This is a genomic window from Amphibiibacter pelophylacis (assembly GCF_037688875.1).
In the GTDB taxonomy this organism is placed as follows: domain Bacteria; phylum Pseudomonadota; class Gammaproteobacteria; order Burkholderiales; family Burkholderiaceae_C; genus Amphibiibacter; species Amphibiibacter pelophylacis.
In genome coordinates, this window is the sequence record NZ_JAWDIE010000010.1 from 1 (window position 1) to 18,214 (window position 18,214).

11 protein-coding genes and 2 CRISPR repeat arrays are annotated in these 18,214 nt (G+C 63.6%); of the genes, 1 reads left to right on the forward strand and 10 read right to left on the reverse strand.

The genetic code is table 11. From position 1 onward, the window contains the following. Positions 1-89: a CRISPR direct-repeat array (repeat unit 28 nt; unit sequence TTTCTAAGCTGCCTATCCGGCAGTGAAC). Between the two features lie 2,838 nt (positions 90-2,927). Next, a CRISPR array of direct repeats spans positions 2,928-3,315; the repeat unit is 28 nt; unit sequence TTTCTAAGCTGCCTATCCGGCAGTGAAC. A 131-nt stretch (positions 3,316-3,446) separates the two neighbouring features. The 4 genes from cas6f to csy1 are packed head-to-tail and all read right to left on the reverse strand — an operon-like array spanning position 3,447 to position 7,434. Next, on the reverse strand, positions 3,447-4,013 hold the full coding sequence (cas6f, locus tag RV045_RS07740; RefSeq protein ID WP_423235210.1) for a type I-F CRISPR-associated endoribonuclease Cas6/Csy4: 567 nt from the start codon (positions 4,011-4,013) through the stop codon (positions 3,447-3,449). 3 nt (positions 4,014-4,016) lie between these two features. After that, positions 4,017-5,051: a type I-F CRISPR-associated protein Csy3 gene (csy3, locus tag RV045_RS07745; RefSeq protein ID WP_423235211.1), complete on the reverse strand. Its 1,035-nt coding sequence runs from the start codon at positions 5,049-5,051 to the stop codon at positions 4,017-4,019. A gap of 20 nt (positions 5,052-5,071) precedes the next feature. Then, on the reverse strand, positions 5,072-6,088 hold the full coding sequence (gene csy2 / locus RV045_RS07750; protein WP_423235212.1) for a type I-F CRISPR-associated protein Csy2: 1,017 nt from the start codon (positions 6,086-6,088) through the stop codon (positions 5,072-5,074). Further along, positions 6,085-7,434, reverse strand: a complete 1,350-nt coding sequence (csy1, locus tag RV045_RS07755) for a type I-F CRISPR-associated protein Csy1 (protein ID WP_423235213.1) — start codon at positions 7,432-7,434, stop codon at positions 6,085-6,087. The genes csy2 and csy1 overlap by 4 nt, the downstream gene beginning before the upstream one ends. Positions 7,435-7,654: 220 nt before the next feature. Here csy1 and RV045_RS07760 point away from each other — a divergent pair, with 220 nt between their 5' ends. Then, positions 7,655-7,951 (forward strand): addiction module antidote protein, encoded by a 297-nt coding sequence (locus RV045_RS07760; RefSeq protein ID WP_423235214.1) that lies wholly within the window; start codon positions 7,655-7,657, stop codon positions 7,949-7,951. Here RV045_RS07760 and RV045_RS07765 read toward each other — a convergent pair. From RV045_RS07765 to RV045_RS07790, 6 genes are read right to left on the reverse strand one after another with little or no spacing between them, the layout of a single operon-like run. Beyond that, on the reverse strand, positions 7,936-9,009 hold the full coding sequence (locus RV045_RS07765) for a hypothetical protein (protein ID WP_423235215.1): 1,074 nt from the start codon (positions 9,007-9,009) through the stop codon (positions 7,936-7,938). The genes RV045_RS07760 and RV045_RS07765 overlap by 16 nt on opposite strands. A 3-nt stretch (positions 9,010-9,012) precedes the next feature. After that, complete coding sequence (gene cas3f, locus RV045_RS07770; RefSeq protein ID WP_423235216.1) at positions 9,013-11,292, reverse strand: type I-F CRISPR-associated helicase Cas3f; 2,280 nt, start codon at positions 11,290-11,292, stop codon at positions 9,013-9,015. Between the two features lie 3 nt (positions 11,293-11,295). Continuing rightward, positions 11,296-12,285, reverse strand: a complete 990-nt coding sequence (gene cas1f / locus RV045_RS07775; RefSeq protein WP_423235217.1) for a type I-F CRISPR-associated endonuclease Cas1f — start codon at positions 12,283-12,285, stop codon at positions 11,296-11,298. Positions 12,286-12,333: 48 nt separating this feature from the next. Continuing rightward, the gene (locus RV045_RS07780) at positions 12,334-13,746 is read right to left on the reverse strand and encodes an efflux transporter outer membrane subunit (protein WP_423235218.1); all 1,413 of its coding nucleotides are present in this window, start codon (positions 13,744-13,746) and stop codon (positions 12,334-12,336) included. Further along, positions 13,746-16,883 (reverse strand): efflux RND transporter permease subunit, encoded by a 3,138-nt coding sequence (locus RV045_RS07785; protein ID WP_423235219.1) that lies wholly within the window; start codon positions 16,881-16,883, stop codon positions 13,746-13,748. Before RV045_RS07785 ends, RV045_RS07780 begins: the two co-directional genes overlap by 1 nt. Before the next feature lie 25 nt (positions 16,884-16,908). Beyond that, positions 16,909-18,147 carry an efflux RND transporter periplasmic adaptor subunit gene (locus RV045_RS07790; protein WP_423235220.1) on the reverse strand — a complete coding sequence of 413 codons (1,239 nt, stop codon included), beginning with the start codon at positions 18,145-18,147 and terminating at the stop codon, positions 16,909-16,911. Positions 18,148-18,214: the final 67 nt, after the last annotated feature.

Genomic DNA, 18,214 nt, shown 5'->3' on the forward strand with positions numbered 1-18,214 from the left:
TTTCTAAGCTGCCTATCCGGCAGTGAACGTGCCCTTGGTCAGGTTGCTGGGGACGGCATTTTTCTAAGCTGCCTATCCGGCAGTGAACCTGGCACTGGTACATTTCTAAGCTGCCTATCCGGCAGTGAACGGCATGGATCGCTGTCGCTCAGGTGGCGCGGCTTTCTAAGCTGCCTATCCGGCAGTGAACACGGGGTTCTAGGGGCGTCCAAGCCCCTAGTATTTCTAAGCTGCCTATCCGGCAGTGAACTTGATACCGACGATAAGACTTGTCGTTCTGTTTTTCTAAGCTGCCTATCCGGCAGTGAACTTTTTTTATTCAGTTGTTTTTGGCCAGTGTATTTTCTAAGCTGCCTATCCGGCAGTGAACGCGCCGGGCGTGAGGGGCTCGACTTGCGTCCATTTCTAAGCTGCCTATCCGGCAGTGAACTGACACTGGCGCTCTTCCTTCCCTGAATTCCAATTTCTAAGCTGCCTATCCGGCAGTGAACATGAGACTACGCTCGTTCGTCGGGTGCTTCGTTTTCTAAGCTGCCTATCCGGCAGTGAACCCCAAGGACAAGCCCATGGCCATCGCCGCGCTTTTCTAAGCTGCCTATCCGGCAGTGAACTGCTTCACGCCGCCTTGGTATTCACCGACCAATTTCTAAGCTGCCTATCCGGCAGTGAACATGGATCAGCTGGAGCAGATGACCCGCGAGCATTTCTAAGCTGCCTATCCGGCAGTGAACGATCTTGCCGCCGGGAAGTGGGAGGTTTTTCATTTCTAAGCTGCCTATCCGGCAGTGAACAAGGTGAACTCCTGGGGCGTAACCTCCAGGCTTTTCTAAGCTGCCTATCCGGCAGTGAACGCTGCTGTTGCTGCCATCGGTGGCGGCGCATTTTTCTAAGCTGCCTATCCGGCAGTGAACCGCGAGCGCATCCAACGTTGCTGGCTTGACTGCTTTCTAAGCTGCCTATCCGGCAGTGAACTTGTCTGGGACGACCTGTCATTGCGCCTGAAGTTTCTAAGCTGCCTATCCGGCAGTGAACGCAGCCGAATTTGAGGCCGTTCGACCGTTGCTTTTCTAAGCTGCCTATCCGGCAGTGAACGCGATGCTGTTTTTGATCAGCAGCCGCTGGGTTTTCTAAGCTGCCTATCCGGCAGTGAACGACCACCACCACGTCGCGGCCCTCGTCGCGCATTTCTAAGCTGCCTATCCGGCAGTGAACCAGAAACTGACGACGTCGCTGTTCGCCGGAATTTTCTAAGCTGCCTATCCGGCAGTGAACGCATTGTTCGTAGCACGCCAGCGCTTCACAGTTTTCTAAGCTGCCTATCCGGCAGTGAACGTGCTTTGCTCTCTCTTGTCGGGACGTTTATATTTCTAAGCTGCCTATCCGGCAGTGAACTGGTGAACATGTAGACCCCTGATCGGTTTGCATTTTCTAAGCTGCCTATCCGGCAGTGAACGATTTAACAGATGAAGCGGTTTCAATATAAATTTTCTAAGCTGCCTATCCGGCAGTGAACGCCTCCTCGATCTGCGCGCCCAGACACTCGCCTTTCTAAGCTGCCTATCCGGCAGTGAACCAGCCCGGTGAAAACCCGGCAGCGCAGCGGCTTTTCTAAGCTGCCTATCCGGCAGTGAACGCGACTCGCTCCAGGATGTGCGAGCCCAAAAATTTCTAAGCTGCCTATCCGGCAGTGAACGTTTGCCGCTGGCGCTGATGGTACAGCGAACCTTTCTAAGCTGCCTATCCGGCAGTGAACCCATGATGTCCCTGCTGGCTCCGCAGGGGTCATTTCTAAGCTGCCTATCCGGCAGTGAACGAGCAGGATGATCGTGATCATGAGCGCCGGATTTTTCTAAGCTGCCTATCCGGCAGTGAACCGACGAAAGTGTAAGTGTCACGAAAACCCGAATTTCTAAGCTGCCTATCCGGCAGTGAACTCAGGTGGCTGCTGTCACTGCTGTGGGCGCTGTTTCTAAGCTGCCTATCCGGCAGTGAACGTGGCTGTCATGGCTGTTGTCGTCGCAGTCAATTTCTAAGCTGCCTATCCGGCAGTGAACAGTTTGAGCGCGGTCTGGGCAGCCCCGGACAGTTTCTAAGCTGCCTATCCGGCAGTGAACCTGCTCAACGAGCTGGCGCCACTGCTGGGTCTTTTCTAAGCTGCCTATCCGGCAGTGAACATCGGTAATCAGGTTGCCGCTGTCACTGCCGTTTTTCTAAGCTGCCTATCCGGCAGTGAACTCACGGATCGCGAAACGCGGTCCACCGCACCGTTTCTAAGCTGCCTATCCGGCAGTGAACCTGGCCTATAAGCGGGCAAGGGAATCCCCGGATTTCTAAGCTGCCTATCCGGCAGTGAACACCTCAACATATGCAGGAGCAGTATGCGAAAGTTTCTAAGCTGCCTATCCGGTAGTGAACAAATTCAGGAATCAACCGGGCTGGGCCGGATTTTTCTAAGCTGCCTATCCGGCAGTGAACACGGGTTGGGGTGCGCAGCAGGCTGGCGATCATTTCTAAGCTGCCTATCCGGCAGTGAACGCTCTGGTGTAGGTGATTCTTCTTTTGGCGGTTTTCTAAGCTGCCTATCCGGCAGTGAACAGATTCGGCAGCATGTTTTGAAGTACCGCGCATTTCTAAGCTGCCTATCCGGCAGTGAACGCGGCTGTCGGCGTCGCAATCATGGCCATCATTTTCTAAGCTGCCTATCCGGCAGTGAACTCCAGCTGGCGTGCTAATGCTGACGGCCTGAATTTCTAAGCTGCCTATCCGGCAGTGAACACTTAGTAGTCAGCGAATCAGTGACACTCGCATTTCTAAGCTGCCTATCCGGCAGTGAACGTAATAGTTTTCATGATCGACCTTTCAAATCATTTCTAAGCTGCCTATCCGGCAGTGAACTATTGGGGAGATTTTGGGCGCGCTGGGGGATGTTTCTAAGCTGCCTATCCGGCAGTGAACGCTGCAGGCGCGGACCCTGCGTCCGTGCGGCTTTTCTAAGCTGCCTATCCGGCAGTGAACGTGGCGTGCGAAGTGCGGGCGCAGGAGGATCATTTCTAAGCTGCCTATCCGGCAGTGAACTCGGAACCCAAGCCCGCCATTGAGCAGTTCAATTTCTAAGCTGCCTATCCGGCAGTGAACGACCAGATGCCCGACCAGCCAGACCTCGACTTTTTCTAAGCTGCCTATCCGGCAGTGAACTTACAGCCGCCTGACATGCAGAAGCTGTGCTCTTTCTAAGCTGCCTATCCGGCAGTGAACGCCGGAAGCGATTTTGGAGATTTCCGCAGCGTTTTCTAAGCTGCCTATCCGGCAGTGAACTCAAGTGTATCCCACGCAAGCTTTTGCTTTCATTGGGAAATCTGAGCTTTTTGGCTTGCAGCCCCTCCTTTGGCTGCAAGCGTTTAAGTGATTGATTTTTAAAGAGTGCTGGTAGTACCCTCAAAAAAGGGTCAGAACCAGGGGATGGTGGCTGTAGGGCTCAGACCGTAGGCGTTGAAGGCTCCGGTGACCGGTGTGGATTGGGCCGGACTCAGCCGCAGGAACAGCAGGAAAGACTGACCTGTGCTGGCACTGCGCAAGGGCAGAAAAGGCAGCTGAAGGGTCTGCGCTGCGCTGTCTGGAATGCGTTCCTGAGCCTGGGCGTCGGTCAGGCCATGACGCTTCATCTGGCGCCGCCGCAGGCGCTCCGGGCTGCTCCTGGCCTGCACGCGGCACAGTCGCCGGTGCGCTGCATCGGCAGGCACTGCGCAAATCGTGCTTGTCGCGACATGGTCGGTCATGGCCGAAAGCCAGGGCTGCGCCATCAGCTGGTTCAGCCGATCAGGCTGGCCCAGCAGGCGCAGGCAAGACCCCAAGCCCAGCGGGCGCCCGGAATAGCCTGGAAAGCTGACCCCCACGTCGCTACACGCCAGCTGCACCAGCGCGCGGTGCAGCTTGGCGTATAGCGCAGGCATCAGCAGGCTGACCGGGAACTCCGGATCGGGCCGCAAGTGGATGTCGATGTAGTGCGTCAGCATGGCTCAGTCCTTGCCTGCATCGCCGAAGACGCCACCGCGGATCAGTGTGGCCATCACGAAGTGCTGATGCTTCAGCTCGGGCACCCTGTCTTTCAGCAGCCAGTTGTCCAGCAGGCTGTAAAAATCCTCTTTGTCGCCCGGCCGGCGGCAGGCTTTGCCCAGTGTGGTGATGGAGCCGTAGGGCTCGACCGCAATCGGGCCAACGACATCCACCTCGCGGTGCCAGGTGTCAATGGTGCGGAGGGCATTGCCCAGCTTCTGGGAATGCATGCCCGCTACATCGCCGACCTTGTACAGCGTCTTGCTCTTGCCTGAACTGCCCTTGTCCAGAATCAGCTCCTGAGAAGGGTAGACTTCCTGCCCCGCCCCCAGTCGGGCGAAGGCTGTGACCTGGAGCAGGACGTGGCTCTGCCCGCCCAGACCCGCAGCAATCACGTCGCCCAGTTCTTTCAGGGGGGCAGCCGACGCCCCGGCTTCAAAATTGCGCAGGGACAGCGCCAGCCCGTCGAAAGTCCAGCTCTTCTGGGCAAGGCCGTTGACCATGTGCTGCACCAGCACCTCGACCTGCTCGGCACCCACGCGGTTGCGCCACAGGAAGCGGCCGTTGGCCAGGTTCCAGGCGTAGCGCGAGGCCAGCTCGCCAAAGCCGACGCTGTCCACATAGCCGCGCACGGTGGCCAGAAGCTTGGCCAGATAGTCGGCGTTGTTGCAGGCGTTAGGGGTACCCGCAACGCTGAGAACGCGCAAGGTAAAGCAGACTTTCAGGGTATCTGAAGCTGCAGGCAGCGCAGCCACCTCAACAGTCTGCAGGTTCGGGTTTTCGATGGAGGCATCGAGCTTGACCGGATCCTGGTCCTTGGTCTTCAGCCGGTTGGAGATCGTGCCCCGCACCGATTTTTCGCGTACGGGCACCGGGGCCCAGCCCGTCGCACTGTCGCGGTCGTTCCATGAGCCTGAAAACAGCAGCGCGTCGGAAGGGTCCAGCTTGCGCTCGAAAGCCAGTACAGAAGCGGTCTTGAGGGGATTTTGGGTTGCCATTTTGATATCTCCTTGAGGGGTCAGTTGAAGTCGTAGTCTTCGTCGGCAGCCTCTGCCGCCGGGCTGAAAAAGTTGCGGCAGCGGTAAAGGCCGGTGTCCTGCCGGGTGTCTGCAAACCACAGCATCTGGACGGGATCCTGCAGACGGTGGGGACTGATCCACTGGCCCACTGAATACAGGCTCTCCACGAAACGAAACGGGGTCGTGGCGTCCCTGGCATTGGCCACAGCCCCGGGGTCGTGCAGCGGCCCCAGTGCGCCATAACCGACCGGTATGGGAACGACCCACCCTAGGCCAGCACGGTCATGCCACCATGCCTTGTCCCGGGCCGCTTTGCTGTCCTGTTCAGGCGGGTGATAACGCCAGTTGATCCGGGCCAGCGACAGCCAGGCGTCCAGCCGCGTCGCATCCGGCTGCTCGGCCAGCAGGGCTTGCAGACGGGTCTGGATCAGATCATCCCTGGAGACCAGCGCAAAACCGGGCAGCACAGCGCGGCGCAGGGTACTGAAGGCCTCGGCCATTTGCTGCTCAGTGCCAGTCAGGTGCACCGCGAAGGGCTGGCTGCGACGAACGTTGCTGCCGGGGACGGGCAGAACGCTGCCCCCGGCCAACCGCAGGCTGTGAACCAGTTCCATCAGCGCAGGGATCATCTGCCCGGCCGCAGCCGGATCCTCATCCCAGAGATCGCCATGGACAGCCAGGACCAGACTGATCTCCAGGTGGATACGGCCTTCTTCGACAATGGCCGCCGTACTGCCATCCTTGCCCACCGGATTGCGGGTCAGCCGGAAAGTGCGGACAAAACCCTCGTCGGTCACCAGCTCCTGGTGGTTGTGGCACACCACACCCACAGCGCTGAAGCGCACCGGCAGACCGCGTGCGCGGGCCTTGCGCTCCAGAGCCCACATCCAGCCCATAAAGGCGGTGATGGCCGGGAAACCGTGGGTCAACGGGCTGGAAATAGCGTTGGCGTTCTGCACCCGCAAGTGCGGCAACACCAGCAGATGCTTTACAGAGGGGAGATTGTGAAGACTCATAGTCCTCCCTTTACGGCACGCCGTTGCAGCGGTATCGGCCAGACGGTCTCAATGACGGCCTGGCGCGCCCAGTGGTGGTATTCCGTGTCGCCCAGACCCAGAACGCCGTGCTCGCGCAAGCGGGCATTGATCCACCGGGCAAAGCGGCTGGCCACCTCGTCAGGCCAGTCGCCCCAGTGGTAGGCGCGTTCAAAGGCGGCGTCCTCGTCCGGATGCTCATCGCCGCGCCGATCCGGGTCAGCGCGCCCCGGGTCCAGCCACAGCTTTTCGCACTCGGGCAGCTGGCAGTCGGCGCTGCGGGTCCAGCCCGGCGGCTGGCTGGCATGAACGGTCTCGCCGAACACCAGCAGCTGGGCCCCAAGCGCCTGCTCGATGCCCTCACGCCGGGTGCGCGTTGCCATGACCGCCGGGGGATCGGTTTTCAGAAAATCGGCCAGTTCGCGCAACAGCAACCGCACCTCAGGCTGCTGCCCGAACAGATCAACGGCCGAGGACCGGTGCAGCAGGCGTGGCCCTTCGACGCGGACGGGCTGGGGCGGCAGCGAGGCCAGAAGGTAGTTGGCCCCGCCCCGGTCGCTGTTGAGCTGAGAGATATTCTGGGGTTTTGTTCCGCCCAGCTTGCGGACCGCCAGCCCCACATATTCGTGGTTGACCCCTGTGGCTGGCTGCCTGTCCCGGCGCGCCCGGCGCAATGCCGTGTTGGCTTCGCCGAAGCGGGCTTCGCGGATGTCATCATGTACGGCGTGCACCAGACTGCTTGGAAACTGCGGCTGAAGCAGGTGGTACTGATCATCCTGGGCGGCGTCATCCCCCGCCAGCCAGTACACCTGCTTGGCCAGTTCATGCGATGCGGGCTGGCCTCCCTGGCGCACCAGCCCTCCCCAGGCCGCCAGCCATGAAGCCGCAATGGCCGGATCGTCATGCAAGGCCCCGGCCAGATCCGCATCCTGCGCCTGAACCCAGTCGAGCAGCCGACGGCCTTCAACGTCCAGCTTCAGGAACTTGAACACGTCCAGGGCTGCGGCATTGCCCACCACATCCACCGCAAAACCGTCGGCCAGCACATGGCTGCCGATGTCTTCGTGGGGCGCAAGCTCTCCCGGCGAAACATACAGGCTGCTGCCCCGTGCATCCGGGTGTGTGGCCTTGAGGACGTGGGTGACGGCCTGAATCTGCGACACCCGCCGGGCGGCATCCGCCAGCCAGGTGCTGTAGTCATACTTTGACGCCGCATCGGCGTCCAACTCCTGGCCTTTCTGTTTGGCCTCTCGCCGCTCATCGATGAAAGCAGCAATAGCCAGACGGAACGCCTCAGAGCGTGGCGTTCGACCTGTGTGTGATGACATGCGATGTCTCCTCTCTGGATTAAATCCGATCTCAAGATCATTGCCATCTTATTGGTAAATTGATTTATCCGGTGTATTCTTATGAAAAATTTACTGCTGAAAAGCAGCTTAGCAAGGTGTGTACTTGTGAACAAAGCACATTAACTGCCGCATAGGCAGAGTTACAAAACTGTACTCAGTTCGATACATTTCATCATGATTGACATCCGAAATTCGAGTCATGAGCATCAAAACTGTCCCTTTTGACATCGTCGCGGAGCTGGACAGCGAAGCGGCCATCCAGGAATACCTAGCGCAGGTCTTTGCAGATGGTGATACAGACGAAATCCTGCGCGCCTTGGGTCATGTGGCACGCGCGCGTGGCATGACCCAACTTGCCGTAGACAGCGGGCTGGGGCGCGAAAATCTCTACAACGCCTTGAAGCCAGGGGCCAAGCCTCGCTTTGACACCATCCTGCGGGTCTGTCATGCCTTGGGTGTGCAACTGGCTCCCAAGGCGGTTCAGGCCAGCGGCTGAAAGCCCAGCCAGGGGTGGTAGGCCCAGCCTTGGTCGTGATCGCGGACTTCGACCGGGGTGAATTTTTCGGCGCAGCGACGCAAACCCATGTCCTGGGCTTCGGCCTGCTCCTGCAGCAGGTCCAGAAGATCCTGCGGCCCCCAGTAGCTCATGCCAGGGGCAAGCACAAGATCGACCGGATGCAGCAGGCTGTCAGCCACGCACACATAAGGGTTACGCCCGCGCTGGTATTGAAGCCCCTCCTCGACACGGTGCAGGACAAGGCGCTCGGGATCGGTTTCGTCGTCGGGCAGGAAGACCAGCGTCTGCGTGCGCTCGGTCTGGGCGCGAAATGGCTGGCAGCGCTGCAGGACGCCGTTCAGCGCCGCAGCCGGAAACTGCCAGCCTGTGGCGGCATTCAAGCCGGAAACGTCAAGGGCACGATCTGTTTTGGGCTGCAAGGCGTCCACCATACGGGCCTGCTCCAGATCCACCAGCCGACGCCGCATCTGGCTCAGTTCCGGGGGTTGCGGCTGGATGCGGGGAACAGCCGTCAGCACCTCGTACTCATGCGGCCGCAGCAGAGCGCCCAGACGGTTCGCCTCCAGGCGGAAACGGCACCGGGGATCATGGAGCGGGACGTCCGCCTCAAAACCCGGACGAATGAAAATCGCTTTGCGTTCTTTTCCCGGCACTCCAGTCTGACGAAAATTCTTCAGGTTGGTGTCAAACACCAGCACGTTGGGGCTCTGGGGCTCGGCACCACGGTGGCGCTGCACACGCCCGGCCAGCTGGATCAGAGAGCGCATCGACGAAGGCTCCGCCACGGCCCAGCTGGCATCCCAATCTCTGCCCACTTCGCAGACCGGCGAAGCCAGCACCACAAAGAGATGATCCGCAGGGCCCGGGCCATCGAGCACGCTGCGGATCGTGGCGTGGCTGAACACGGCCTGTGGATCGCGGCGGTTGAACACCGCATCCAGCTGATGTTCGATGGCGGAACGCTGCAGCAGCGGAAAGCGGGCGTGGTAAACGCACAGATGCAGCCGCGTGCCCTCAGGGACACCCAGCGCAAACATCTCCTATGCCGAATTGAAAATATCGTCCACATGTGCCATGCGCACCAGGCCCCAGCTGACCCGCTTGCCGCTGACCGGATCCACCTCAGCATGGCTCGCATGCAGGCGCAGGCAGGCCTCGCGCAGCGGCTGGGCGAATTCGCGGGCGATGTCCCGGGTATCCCGGGCACTGATCTGCAAAGGGAGCAGTTCGGCCCGGCGCAGGGGTGGCGCCTGGGTCAGCTTCGCTGCGCGCTGGGCCATAAACTGCGCATGCTGCCCGGCGAAATCCACCGCATGAGCGCAATCGGCGCGCAAAAGGCCAAACTCGTCCACCCACAGACAGGGCAGCTCCGGGGCGGTCGATGCGTCAGCCTGCGCCCCCCGGTTGCGCCGGTACTGACTTCGCCCTGCACGGTAGGCCGCAAACATGCCTTCGACCAGCGCCGGGGGCAAGGTCGCTGAAGACAGGATGATCCGCGTCCCCAGCAGCCCCGCCCAGTGCACCAGGCGGGTCAGTGCGGGCAGGTCGGCCAGGTCGTAGTCGTCCAGTTCGTCCAGCACCAGATCCCCGCTGAGCAGGCGCAGCATCGGGGCAATCTGCCGCCCTGCGCGCAGACTCTCAGTGGCCGGGACCAGATGATCCACCGTACACACCAGCAAAGGCGCCAGCAGCAGGCGCTGGATGTCCGTGTCGGCCAGCGCCCGGGACAGCAGGGGATGGCGCCGGACATCCCCTTCAAAGACGATGTGGCTGTCTTCCTCGATGAGCTCTTGCGAGGAAGCCGAGCCGGTTGCCTCGCTTTGCGCTTCGTAATATTCAAACAGGGTCCGGCTGGCTGAGCCGCCGACCAGAATGGCCAGGTCTTCGTCTCCAAGATGCAGATCGTTGCGGTAGCTGCGCCCGGTCTGCACAGTCAGTGTGCGCAAGCCCAGGGCATAGGCCGCACGCAGCCCGCGCTGCGGATCCGCCAGCGCATAAAGCATGCGGGCATTGGCCAGCGTCTTGCCACAGCCGGTCGATGCCATGTTGATGATGAAGGCTCCATGCTGCCGGGCCACGGCGCGCATAGAGACCGCCGCATCGGTGGCCTTGTCCTGCCAGGCGAAGCGCCCGGGTCCGCTGCGCTGGCGCAGACCCCGGTGCTGGGCCAGTGCGGGCAGTTCACTGGCGAAGCTGGGCAAGGCATGGGCAATGCGGCTGGCGCCCTGAGCCACGCCCAGCAGATGCTCGTCCAAGGCCTGCTTCAGGACCCCTTGTGCGTCGGTGTTCGCATAGAGCCGGGTCCGGCCGTCTCCGGCAACACGCCAGGGAGAATCCGCGGCAAGACCCGAATAGTGGTGGTCCACCAGCATCAGGCTCAGACGGGCCAGGTGCATGACATACGGATTGTCCAGCCAGCCCTCCGCGCGGCGTTCGCGCAAAACCAGCAGCTTGCGCGCCACCCGCGCGGCCTCTTTTCGCCAGGAGGCTTCCGCCACCGGCAGGGGCCCCTGAACCGTCCAGTACGGACGACAATCATCCGCACACTCGGCGGCAGATCGGGCTTCGTTCCAGCGGTGATCAACCTGCTCCAGAGGTTTCTCCAGCCAGACGGGGCTGAATGGCGCCGACTTGTCTCTCGGCGGCGTGGGCAGCCGGTGATGCGACACCACCAGCCAGCCCACGGCAGCCGCCAGCGGGGGGAGACGGCTCAAGGGCCGCTGGTCTTCGATGGACAGCGTATCCAGTCCGTCGCGGCACAGGCCGGACTGCCAGCGCGATTCGTCCGCCTCTGTGGCATCGGCCAGCCGGGTCAGCCAGTCCACATCATCCCCAGGGCCGACAAAGGCCTGAAAAAAGCGCAGGGAAGCCCATTCGTGGCGGATCAGGTTGCGCTCGTGGCGCTGACCGCGCAGCCGCTCCTGGAAGGCGACTGTGGCCTTGCCCAGATCGTGCAGCAGACCAGCCAGCTGCGCCAGCAGGCGGATGTCCTCCCCCGTATACCAATCATTCTCATCCGCGCCGCGCAGCACATTCCGGGCTGTCGTATGGGTCGGTACCGCCCCCTGATCGCTGAAGCGGCTGCGGTCGCCCACCCGCCACAACAGTTCGCTGTGATCAAGGCCCCTAATCCAGTGACACGCCACCGCCGTGTTTTTGCGGGCCGTTTTACGCAGCAGCCTGCGCAGGGTGTCGAGCCCATCCTGGGTGATGGCGGTCTGCCAGGTCCGGTCTCCGCGCCGCTCGGCAAACTGGTCCAGGATGCGGCGGGTTTCGGTCAGGGCACGTTTGTCGCACTGGGAAATGATCAGGACATTCATCGGTCACCCCGGCTGCGTCGGAACCATCCTGCTGACGGTCGCCGCCGTGAGCTTGACGGTATCGATCATGAAATCCAGCGCCTCGGTGCGCGTCAGGTTCTCGATGCAGGCCTGACGGAACTCCTGCTCGCTGTGGCCTTTGGCCGCCGACAGAAAAGCCTGCGGCAGGATGATGGCGTCCTTGACCAGATCCGCAATGTCGAACACCAACCCGCCCCGGCGCGTCTTGCCATGCAGCACGGCCAACGCATGAGGCAGACCCAGCACCCAGGCCGCCGTGGCGCCCAGCCCGTAAGCCAGGTAATTGCCATGGTCCAGAAACTGGTTGGCGGCGTCGTGGCTCTCGCCGCGCTTGGCGCGGGTGAATTCGCCATAGCGGCTCGCCTGGCTGGCCAGGCGGTAGAGCTGACGCGTCAGGCGGCCCTCCTCGGTCAGCAGCGCAGTGACATCTGCAGCGGCGGCAATCGCCGACTGGCTGGCCTGAATCAGCGCTGCCAGTTCATCACCCGGAACGTCAAAGCCCTGATCCTTCAGCCGCCTGCTGCAGGTACAGTGGCTGCCCAGGCGGTCCAGCCGGGCCAGCTGGAAGCTGCGCGCCGCCGCCAGTCTCAGATTGTCGTGGAACCAAAAGCGCACCCACTGCTGCAGGTATTCGGTGGGGCGGTATTCGCTCTGTCCGGGCAGCCAGGCGACCTCCAGGCACTGCTCGGTGCCGGCAAACAGCGGTGTCCCGCCGCCGCCACAAAAGCCCAGCATCACGCCCGCGCGGGCCAGTTCGCGCACGGCCGCCTGCGTGATCGACGTGCCGGTGCCCAGCATCACCGTCGTGGTGTTGGCAATGGGGATGTTCCAGTAGAGCGACTCTTTGCCGCGCTCCGTCACGTATTCGACCCGGCCCCCGTTGACGAGCACGCGGCAGTGCTCCAGGTAGTACATGTTGGCACGCCGGGAGTGCAGGATGGTTTTGAGATCCCCCGAACCGATCGATTCCATGACCGCCCCCCCGCGCTGTTGCGATCAGCTCATCTTAGCGCCTCCGCCTCAGCGCACCCCGCCCCCCAGCACGCGGTACAGCGTGATGCGCGCCTGCTGCTGCGCCAGGCGTGTGGTGATGATGGCCTGCTGGGCGCTGGACAGGCTGCGCTGGGCGTCGAGCAGTTCCAGGAAGCTGGTCACGCCCGCGTTGTAGCGCAGTTGCGCCAGGCGCAGCTGCGCCTGGCTGGTGGCCAGAAGCTGCTGCTGGCGCTGGGCCTGTTCCTGCAGGCTGGTGTCGGTGGTGAGCGCGTCGCTGACTTCGCGGAAGGCCGTCTGGATGGCCTTGTCGTACTGCGTCACGGCGGCGTTGCGCGCCACCTGCTGCGATTTGAGCGCGATGTCGCGCTGGCCGCCGTCAAAAATCGCCACGGCCAGCTTGGGCACAAAGGCCCAGACCCAGCCCACGGGGTCGAACAGATCGCGCAACGAGGTGCTGGCGCTGCCGGCCGTCGCGGTCAGGCTGATCGAGGGAAAGAAGCTCGCGCGGGCCGCCGCAATATTGGCGTCAGCCGCCCGCAGCTGGGCTTCGGCCTGCGCAATATCCGGGCGCTGCAGCAGCACGCTGGACGGCAGACCGGGCTTCAGCGGCGCCAGCAGCGCGGTTTTCTGGCTGGCCGGGTCGGCCGCGGCGCGCGCGGCCGATTCGGGCAGATCGCGGCCCAACACCAGGCGCAGCGCGCTGCGATCCAGCCGCACGGCGCGTTCCTGCTGCGTCACGGAGAGCTGGGCGCTGGTCACCAGGCTCTGCGCCTGCTGCACGTCCACGTCCGAGACCACACCCTGTTTCAGCTTGAGCTGCGTCAGCCGCAGCGTGTCCTGGCGGGATTTCACCGTGTCGCGCGCCAGACGCAGCAGCGCTTCGTCGGACTGCAGCGCGGTCCAGGACTGCGCCACCGTGGCGATCAGGCTGATGCGTGCGGTGCGGGCGGCCTGCGTGGTCGCCAGGAGCTGGGCGCTGGCGGCCTGGGTCTGGTTGGCCAGGCGGCCGAACAGGTCGACTTCGTAAGCGGCCGATACCCCCAGCGACGCGCCCGTGGGCGTGCCCAGGTTGTTGCTGCTGGATTGCGCCACCGACGCACTGCCCGACAGCGTGGGCATTTGGGCCACGCGGCTGCTGGCCAGGCTGAGCTGGGCCTGCTGCACGTTCTGCAGGGCGGCGCGCAGGTCGGTGTTGTGCGCCAGCGCGGTATCGATCAGCGTGCGCAGCATGGGATCCTGAAAATAATCGCGCCAGGGGATGTCGCTGGCCTGCTGCTGTGCGCCGCTGCCATCGCTGGCGGCTGCGGCATCGACCCACTGCGCGGGCGGTGGGCTGGGCTGATCCTGCGCCACGGGGGGCAGGCCGGTGCTGGCACAACCGGCCAGCAGAACCACTGAAGCGGCGGCCAGCGCCAGGGGGGAGTAACGACGGGCGCTCATCAGCGCACCTCCAGACTGTGTTCTTCGTCGCGCAGATTCTGCTGATAGCGGCTGTCGCCAAACAGCTTGCGCACCACGATGAAGAGAACGGGAACAAAGAGAACCGCCAGCACCGTGCCGGTGATCATGCCGCCCAGCACGCCGGTGCCGATCGAGCGCTGGCTGGCCGCGCCCGCGCCGCTGGCAACGAACAGCGGGACCACGCCCAGCGTGAAGGCCATCGAGGTCATCAGGATGGGGCGGAAGCGCAGCTTGGCCGCCTGCAGCGCCGAATCAAACAGGCTGTGTCCGGCCTCCTGCTGCTCTTTGGCGAACTCGACGATCAGGATGGCGTTCTTGGCGGACAGGCCAATGATGGTCACCAGGCCGATCTGGAAGTAGATGTCGGCGCTGTAACCGCGCAGCACGGTGGCGATGATGACGCCGATCAGGCCCAGCGGCACCGCCAGGATGACGGCCAGCGGGATGCTCCAGCTCTCGTACAGCGCAGCCAGGCACAGCAGCACGGCCACGACGGCGAAGGCGTAGAGCCACACGGCCTGCGATCCGGCCAGAAGCTCTTCGCGGGACTGGCCCGTCCACTCGTAGCCAAAGCCCTGGGGCAGCTGTCCGGCCAGACGCTGCATTTCGGCAATCGCCTGCCCCGAGCTGTAACCCGGCGCGGGGCTGCCGCTCAGGCCCATCGACGAATAGCCGTTGTAGCGCGTGGTCTGCACCGGCCCTGTCCCCCAGCGCACGGTGGCGAAGCTGGACAGCGGCACCGCCTGGCCGGTGCTGCTGAGCACCGTCAGTTTCAGCAGATCGTCCGGCTGCATGCGCGCCGGGCTGTCGGCCTGGACCATCACGCGCAGAAGGCGCCCCTGGCTGGGGAAGTCGTTGGCGTAGCTGGAGCCCATCTGCGTGCCCAGTTCGGCGGCGATGGCGCTGAAATCCACGCCCTGCGCCTGCGCCTTGGCACGGTCGATATCGATCTGCAGCTGGGGCGCATCTTCCAGGCCATCCGGACGCACCTGGGCCAGCACCTTGCTCTGGGCCGCCAGGCCCAACAGCTGGTTGCGCGCCGCCAGCAGCGCCGCGTGGCCCTGGCCCGAGCGGTCCTGCAGCTGGAAGGAGAAGCCCGACGCATTGCCCAGCTCCGGAATTGGCGGCGGGTTGACCGGGTAGATGATGGCATCCTTGATCTGGCCCAGCGCCCCGAAGGCGCGGCCCGCCAGGCCCTGCGCGTCCTGGCCGGGGCCGGTGCGCTCTTTCCAGTCCTTGAGCGAAACAAAGGCCAGCGCCGCGTTCTGCCCCTGGCCGGAGAAGCTGAAGCCCAGCACGCCGACCATGCTCTTCACCTCGGGCTGCTTGAGCATGAAGCCCTCGACCTGCTTCATCACCTCCAGCGTGCGCTGCTGCGTGGCGCCCGGGGGCAGCTGCACGTTGACGATCAGGCTGCCCTGGTCTTCGCTGGGCAGGAAGGACGACGGCAGGCGCGTGTACAGCCAGCCGGCCACGGCCGCGATCAGCAGGTAGACGATGAGCATGCGCCCACCGCGCGTCAGCATCCGCGCCATGCCGTTGCCGTAGCGCGTGGCCAGCGCGTCAAAAGCGCGGTTGAACCAGCCAAACAGGCCGCGCTTGTTCTCGTGGTGCTCCAGATCGACGGGCTTGAGCAGCGTCGCGCACAGCGCGGGCGTCAGCGTCAGCGCCAGGAAGGCCGAGAACAGGATGGACGACAGCATCACCGCCGCAAACTGGCGGTAGATGTTGCCCACCGAGCCGCTGAAAAACACCAGCGGCATGAACACCGACATCAGCACCACCGTCACGCCAATGATGGCGCCGGAGATCTGCGCCATGCCCTTGCGCGCGGCGGCCCAGGGGCTGAGCTGCTCCTCGCGCATCAGGCGCTCGACGTTTTCAACGACCACAATCGCGTCATCGACCACGATGCCCACGACCAGCACCATGCCAAACAGCGTCAGCACGTTGATCGACATGCCCAGCGCCAGCAGCGCCCCGGCCGAACCCAGCAGCGCGATGGGCACCACAATGGTCGGGATGATGGTGTAGCGGATGTTCTGCAGAAACAGCAGCATCACCAGGAAAACCAGCACCACGGCCTCGACCAGGGTTTCGGCGACCTGCCTGATCGAGATCTTGACGAAGCCCGACGCGTCATAAGGAATGCTGTAGCTGACCCCGGCCGGGAAAAACTTCGACAGCTCGGTCAGCTTGGCGTGGATGGCGTTGGACGCCGCCACCGCGTTGCCCGAGGGCGACAGCTGGATGCCGATGCCCACGGCGGGCGTGCCGTTGGCGCGCGCCTGGGTGGAATAGCTCTCCAGCCCGCGCTCGATGCGTGCCACGTCGCGCAGATAGACCGCGCCGCCCGTCGTGGCCGGACGCAGCACAATGGCGCCGAACTGCTCGGGCGTTGACATCTGCCCGCTGACCGTCACCGAGGCCGAAATCGCCTGCGTGGCCAGGTTGGGCAGATCGCCGATCGAGCCGGCCGCCACCTGCACGTTCTGGCTGCGCACCGCCGCCAGCACCTGCGCCGCCGACAGGTTGAAGCTGCGCAGCTTTTCAGGATCCAGCCAGATGCGCATGGCGCTTTGCGCGCCAAACACCTGCGCCTGGCCGATGCCATCAATGCGCTGCAGCTCGGGCACGACGCTGAGGTTGGCGTAATCGCCCAGCTCGTTGATCGGCAGGCTGGTGCTGGTCAGCGCCACGAACATCAGGAAGTTGCTGTTGCTGCGGCGCACGTCCACGCCCTGCTGCGTCACCACAGAGGGCAGGCGCGAACTGGCGCGCGACAGGCGGTTCTGCACCTCGACCTGCGCCAGATCGGCGTCGGTGCCCGGTTCAAAGCTGACCGAGATGCTGCCGCTGCCGTTGGCCTGCGCCGAGGAGCTCATATAAGCCATGCCCGGCGTGCCGTTGAGCTGGGTTTCGATGACGCTGATCACGCTCGATTCCAGCACCGTGGCCGAAGCGCCGGGGTAGCTGAAGGAAATCTGCACCTGCGGCGGTGCCACGGAGGGGTACTGGTTGACGGGCAGGCGCGTCAGCGCCAGGGCCCCCAGCAGGATGATGAACAGCGCGATCACCCAGGCAAAAATGGGGCGGCGAATGAAAAATGTCGACATAAGGGCTTCCTTGGCGTCCTGGATTTCAGGACGCGGTGGCGCCAGATTGGCCCGATGTGCCAGCGGCACCGGCACCAGCGGCGGCAGGTGCGGTGGCCGGGCTGCCCGGCGCCTGCCAGGGCACCGGCTTCACCGTGGCGCCCGGGGCGGTTTTCTGCAGGCCTTCCACGATCACGTGATCGCCCGTTTTCAGACCGCCACTGATCACCCACTGGCCTTTCTGGCTGCCTTCCACCGTCACCGGCCCGGAGGCGACTTTGCCGTCAGCGCCCACCAGCAGCACCGTGCTGCCCTGCGCGTTGCGCGTCACCGCCTGCTGCGGCAGCAGCACGCCAGAAGGCACACGCGCCTGGCTGAGCACGGCCTGCACAAACATCCCCGGCATCAGCAGGCCATCGGGATTGGGCACCTCGACCTTGATCTGCACCTGGCCGGTGGTGGCGTCCACGTTCAGGTCGCTGAACAGCAGGCGGCCTTTTTGCGGGTATTCGCTGCCGTCTTCCAGACGCAGCGTGACCGGCGTGCTGCCGCCGTCGCGCATCACCTGTCCGGACTGGGCCTGGCGGCGCAGCGCCAGCACCTCGCTGGCCGACTGGCTGAGCACCACGTAGACCGGGTTGGTCTGCTGGATCAGCGCCAGCTGCGTGGCCTCGGTCTGGCTGACCAGCGCACCTTCGGTGACCAGCGCCTGGCCAATGTGGCCACTGATCGGGGCGGTCACGCGGGCCAGATCCACATTCAGTTTCGCGGCACGCACGGCGGCTGCGGCGGACTGAACGTCAGCGTCGGCCTGCGCCAGGCTGGTTTTGGCGGTGGTGAAATCCTGCTCGCTGATGGCCTTGGCCGCGGCCAGCGGCGTGTAGCGCTGCACCAGGCTGGCGGCCTGTGCGCGCGTGGCCTGGGCTTTTTTCAGGCTGGCCTGCGCGCTGTCCAGCGTGGCGCGGTAGGTGGCGTCGTCGATCTGGAACAGCGGCTGTCCGGCCTTCACCGTGCTGCCTTCGGCAAACAGGCGCTTTTGCACGATGCCCGTGACGCGGGCGCGCACCTGCGCGCTGCGCGCGGCGTCCACACGGCCCTGCAGCGTGCGCTCCAGTGCGATGGGCTGGGTCTGGACGGTGAGCACACCGACCTCGGTGGGTGGCATGGCGCCGCCAGGCGCGCCTTTGGGGCCGGCGCCCGGTGCGGCGCTCTGGCCGCAGGCGACCAGCAGCAGCGGCAGGGCCAGCGCCCACATCCGGCGGGAAGAAAATCGGGAAGACAGCATAGAGGGGTGCAGCATGATGGCGTCAGATCAAAACAATGGCGCGCAGCTTATCACATACATACATGAC

What these genes read in the sequence shown, in the direction of transcription:
- cas6f (WP_423235210.1), bottom strand. Translation starts at nt 4,013, where the DNA reads ATGCTGACGCACTACATCGACATCCACTTGCGGCCCGATCCGGAGTTC.
- csy3 (WP_423235211.1), bottom strand. Translation starts at nt 5,051, where the DNA reads ATGGCAACCCAAAATCCCCTCAAGACCGCTTCTGTACTGGCTTTCGAG.
- csy2 (WP_423235212.1), bottom strand. Translation starts at nt 6,088, where the DNA reads ATGAGTCTTCACAATCTCCCCTCTGTAAAGCATCTGCTGGTGTTGCCG.
- csy1 (WP_423235213.1), bottom strand. Translation starts at nt 7,434, where the DNA reads ATGTCATCACACACAGGTCGAACGCCACGCTCTGAGGCGTTCCGTCTG.
- RV045_RS07760 (WP_423235214.1), top strand. Translation starts at nt 7,655, where the DNA reads ATGAGCATCAAAACTGTCCCTTTTGACATCGTCGCGGAGCTGGACAGC.
- RV045_RS07765 (WP_423235215.1), bottom strand. Translation starts at nt 9,009, where the DNA reads ATGTTTGCGCTGGGTGTCCCTGAGGGCACGCGGCTGCATCTGTGCGTT.
- cas3f (WP_423235216.1), bottom strand. Translation starts at nt 11,292, where the DNA reads ATGAATGTCCTGATCATTTCCCAGTGCGACAAACGTGCCCTGACCGAA.
- cas1f (WP_423235217.1), bottom strand. Translation starts at nt 12,285, where the DNA reads ATGGAATCGATCGGTTCGGGGGATCTCAAAACCATCCTGCACTCCCGG.
- RV045_RS07780 (WP_423235218.1), bottom strand. Translation starts at nt 13,746, where the DNA reads ATGAGCGCCCGTCGTTACTCCCCCCTGGCGCTGGCCGCCGCTTCAGTG.
- RV045_RS07785 (WP_423235219.1), bottom strand. Translation starts at nt 16,883, where the DNA reads ATGTCGACATTTTTCATTCGCCGCCCCATTTTTGCCTGGGTGATCGCG.
- RV045_RS07790 (WP_423235220.1), bottom strand. Translation starts at nt 18,147, where the DNA reads ATGCTGTCTTCCCGATTTTCTTCCCGCCGGATGTGGGCGCTGGCCCTG.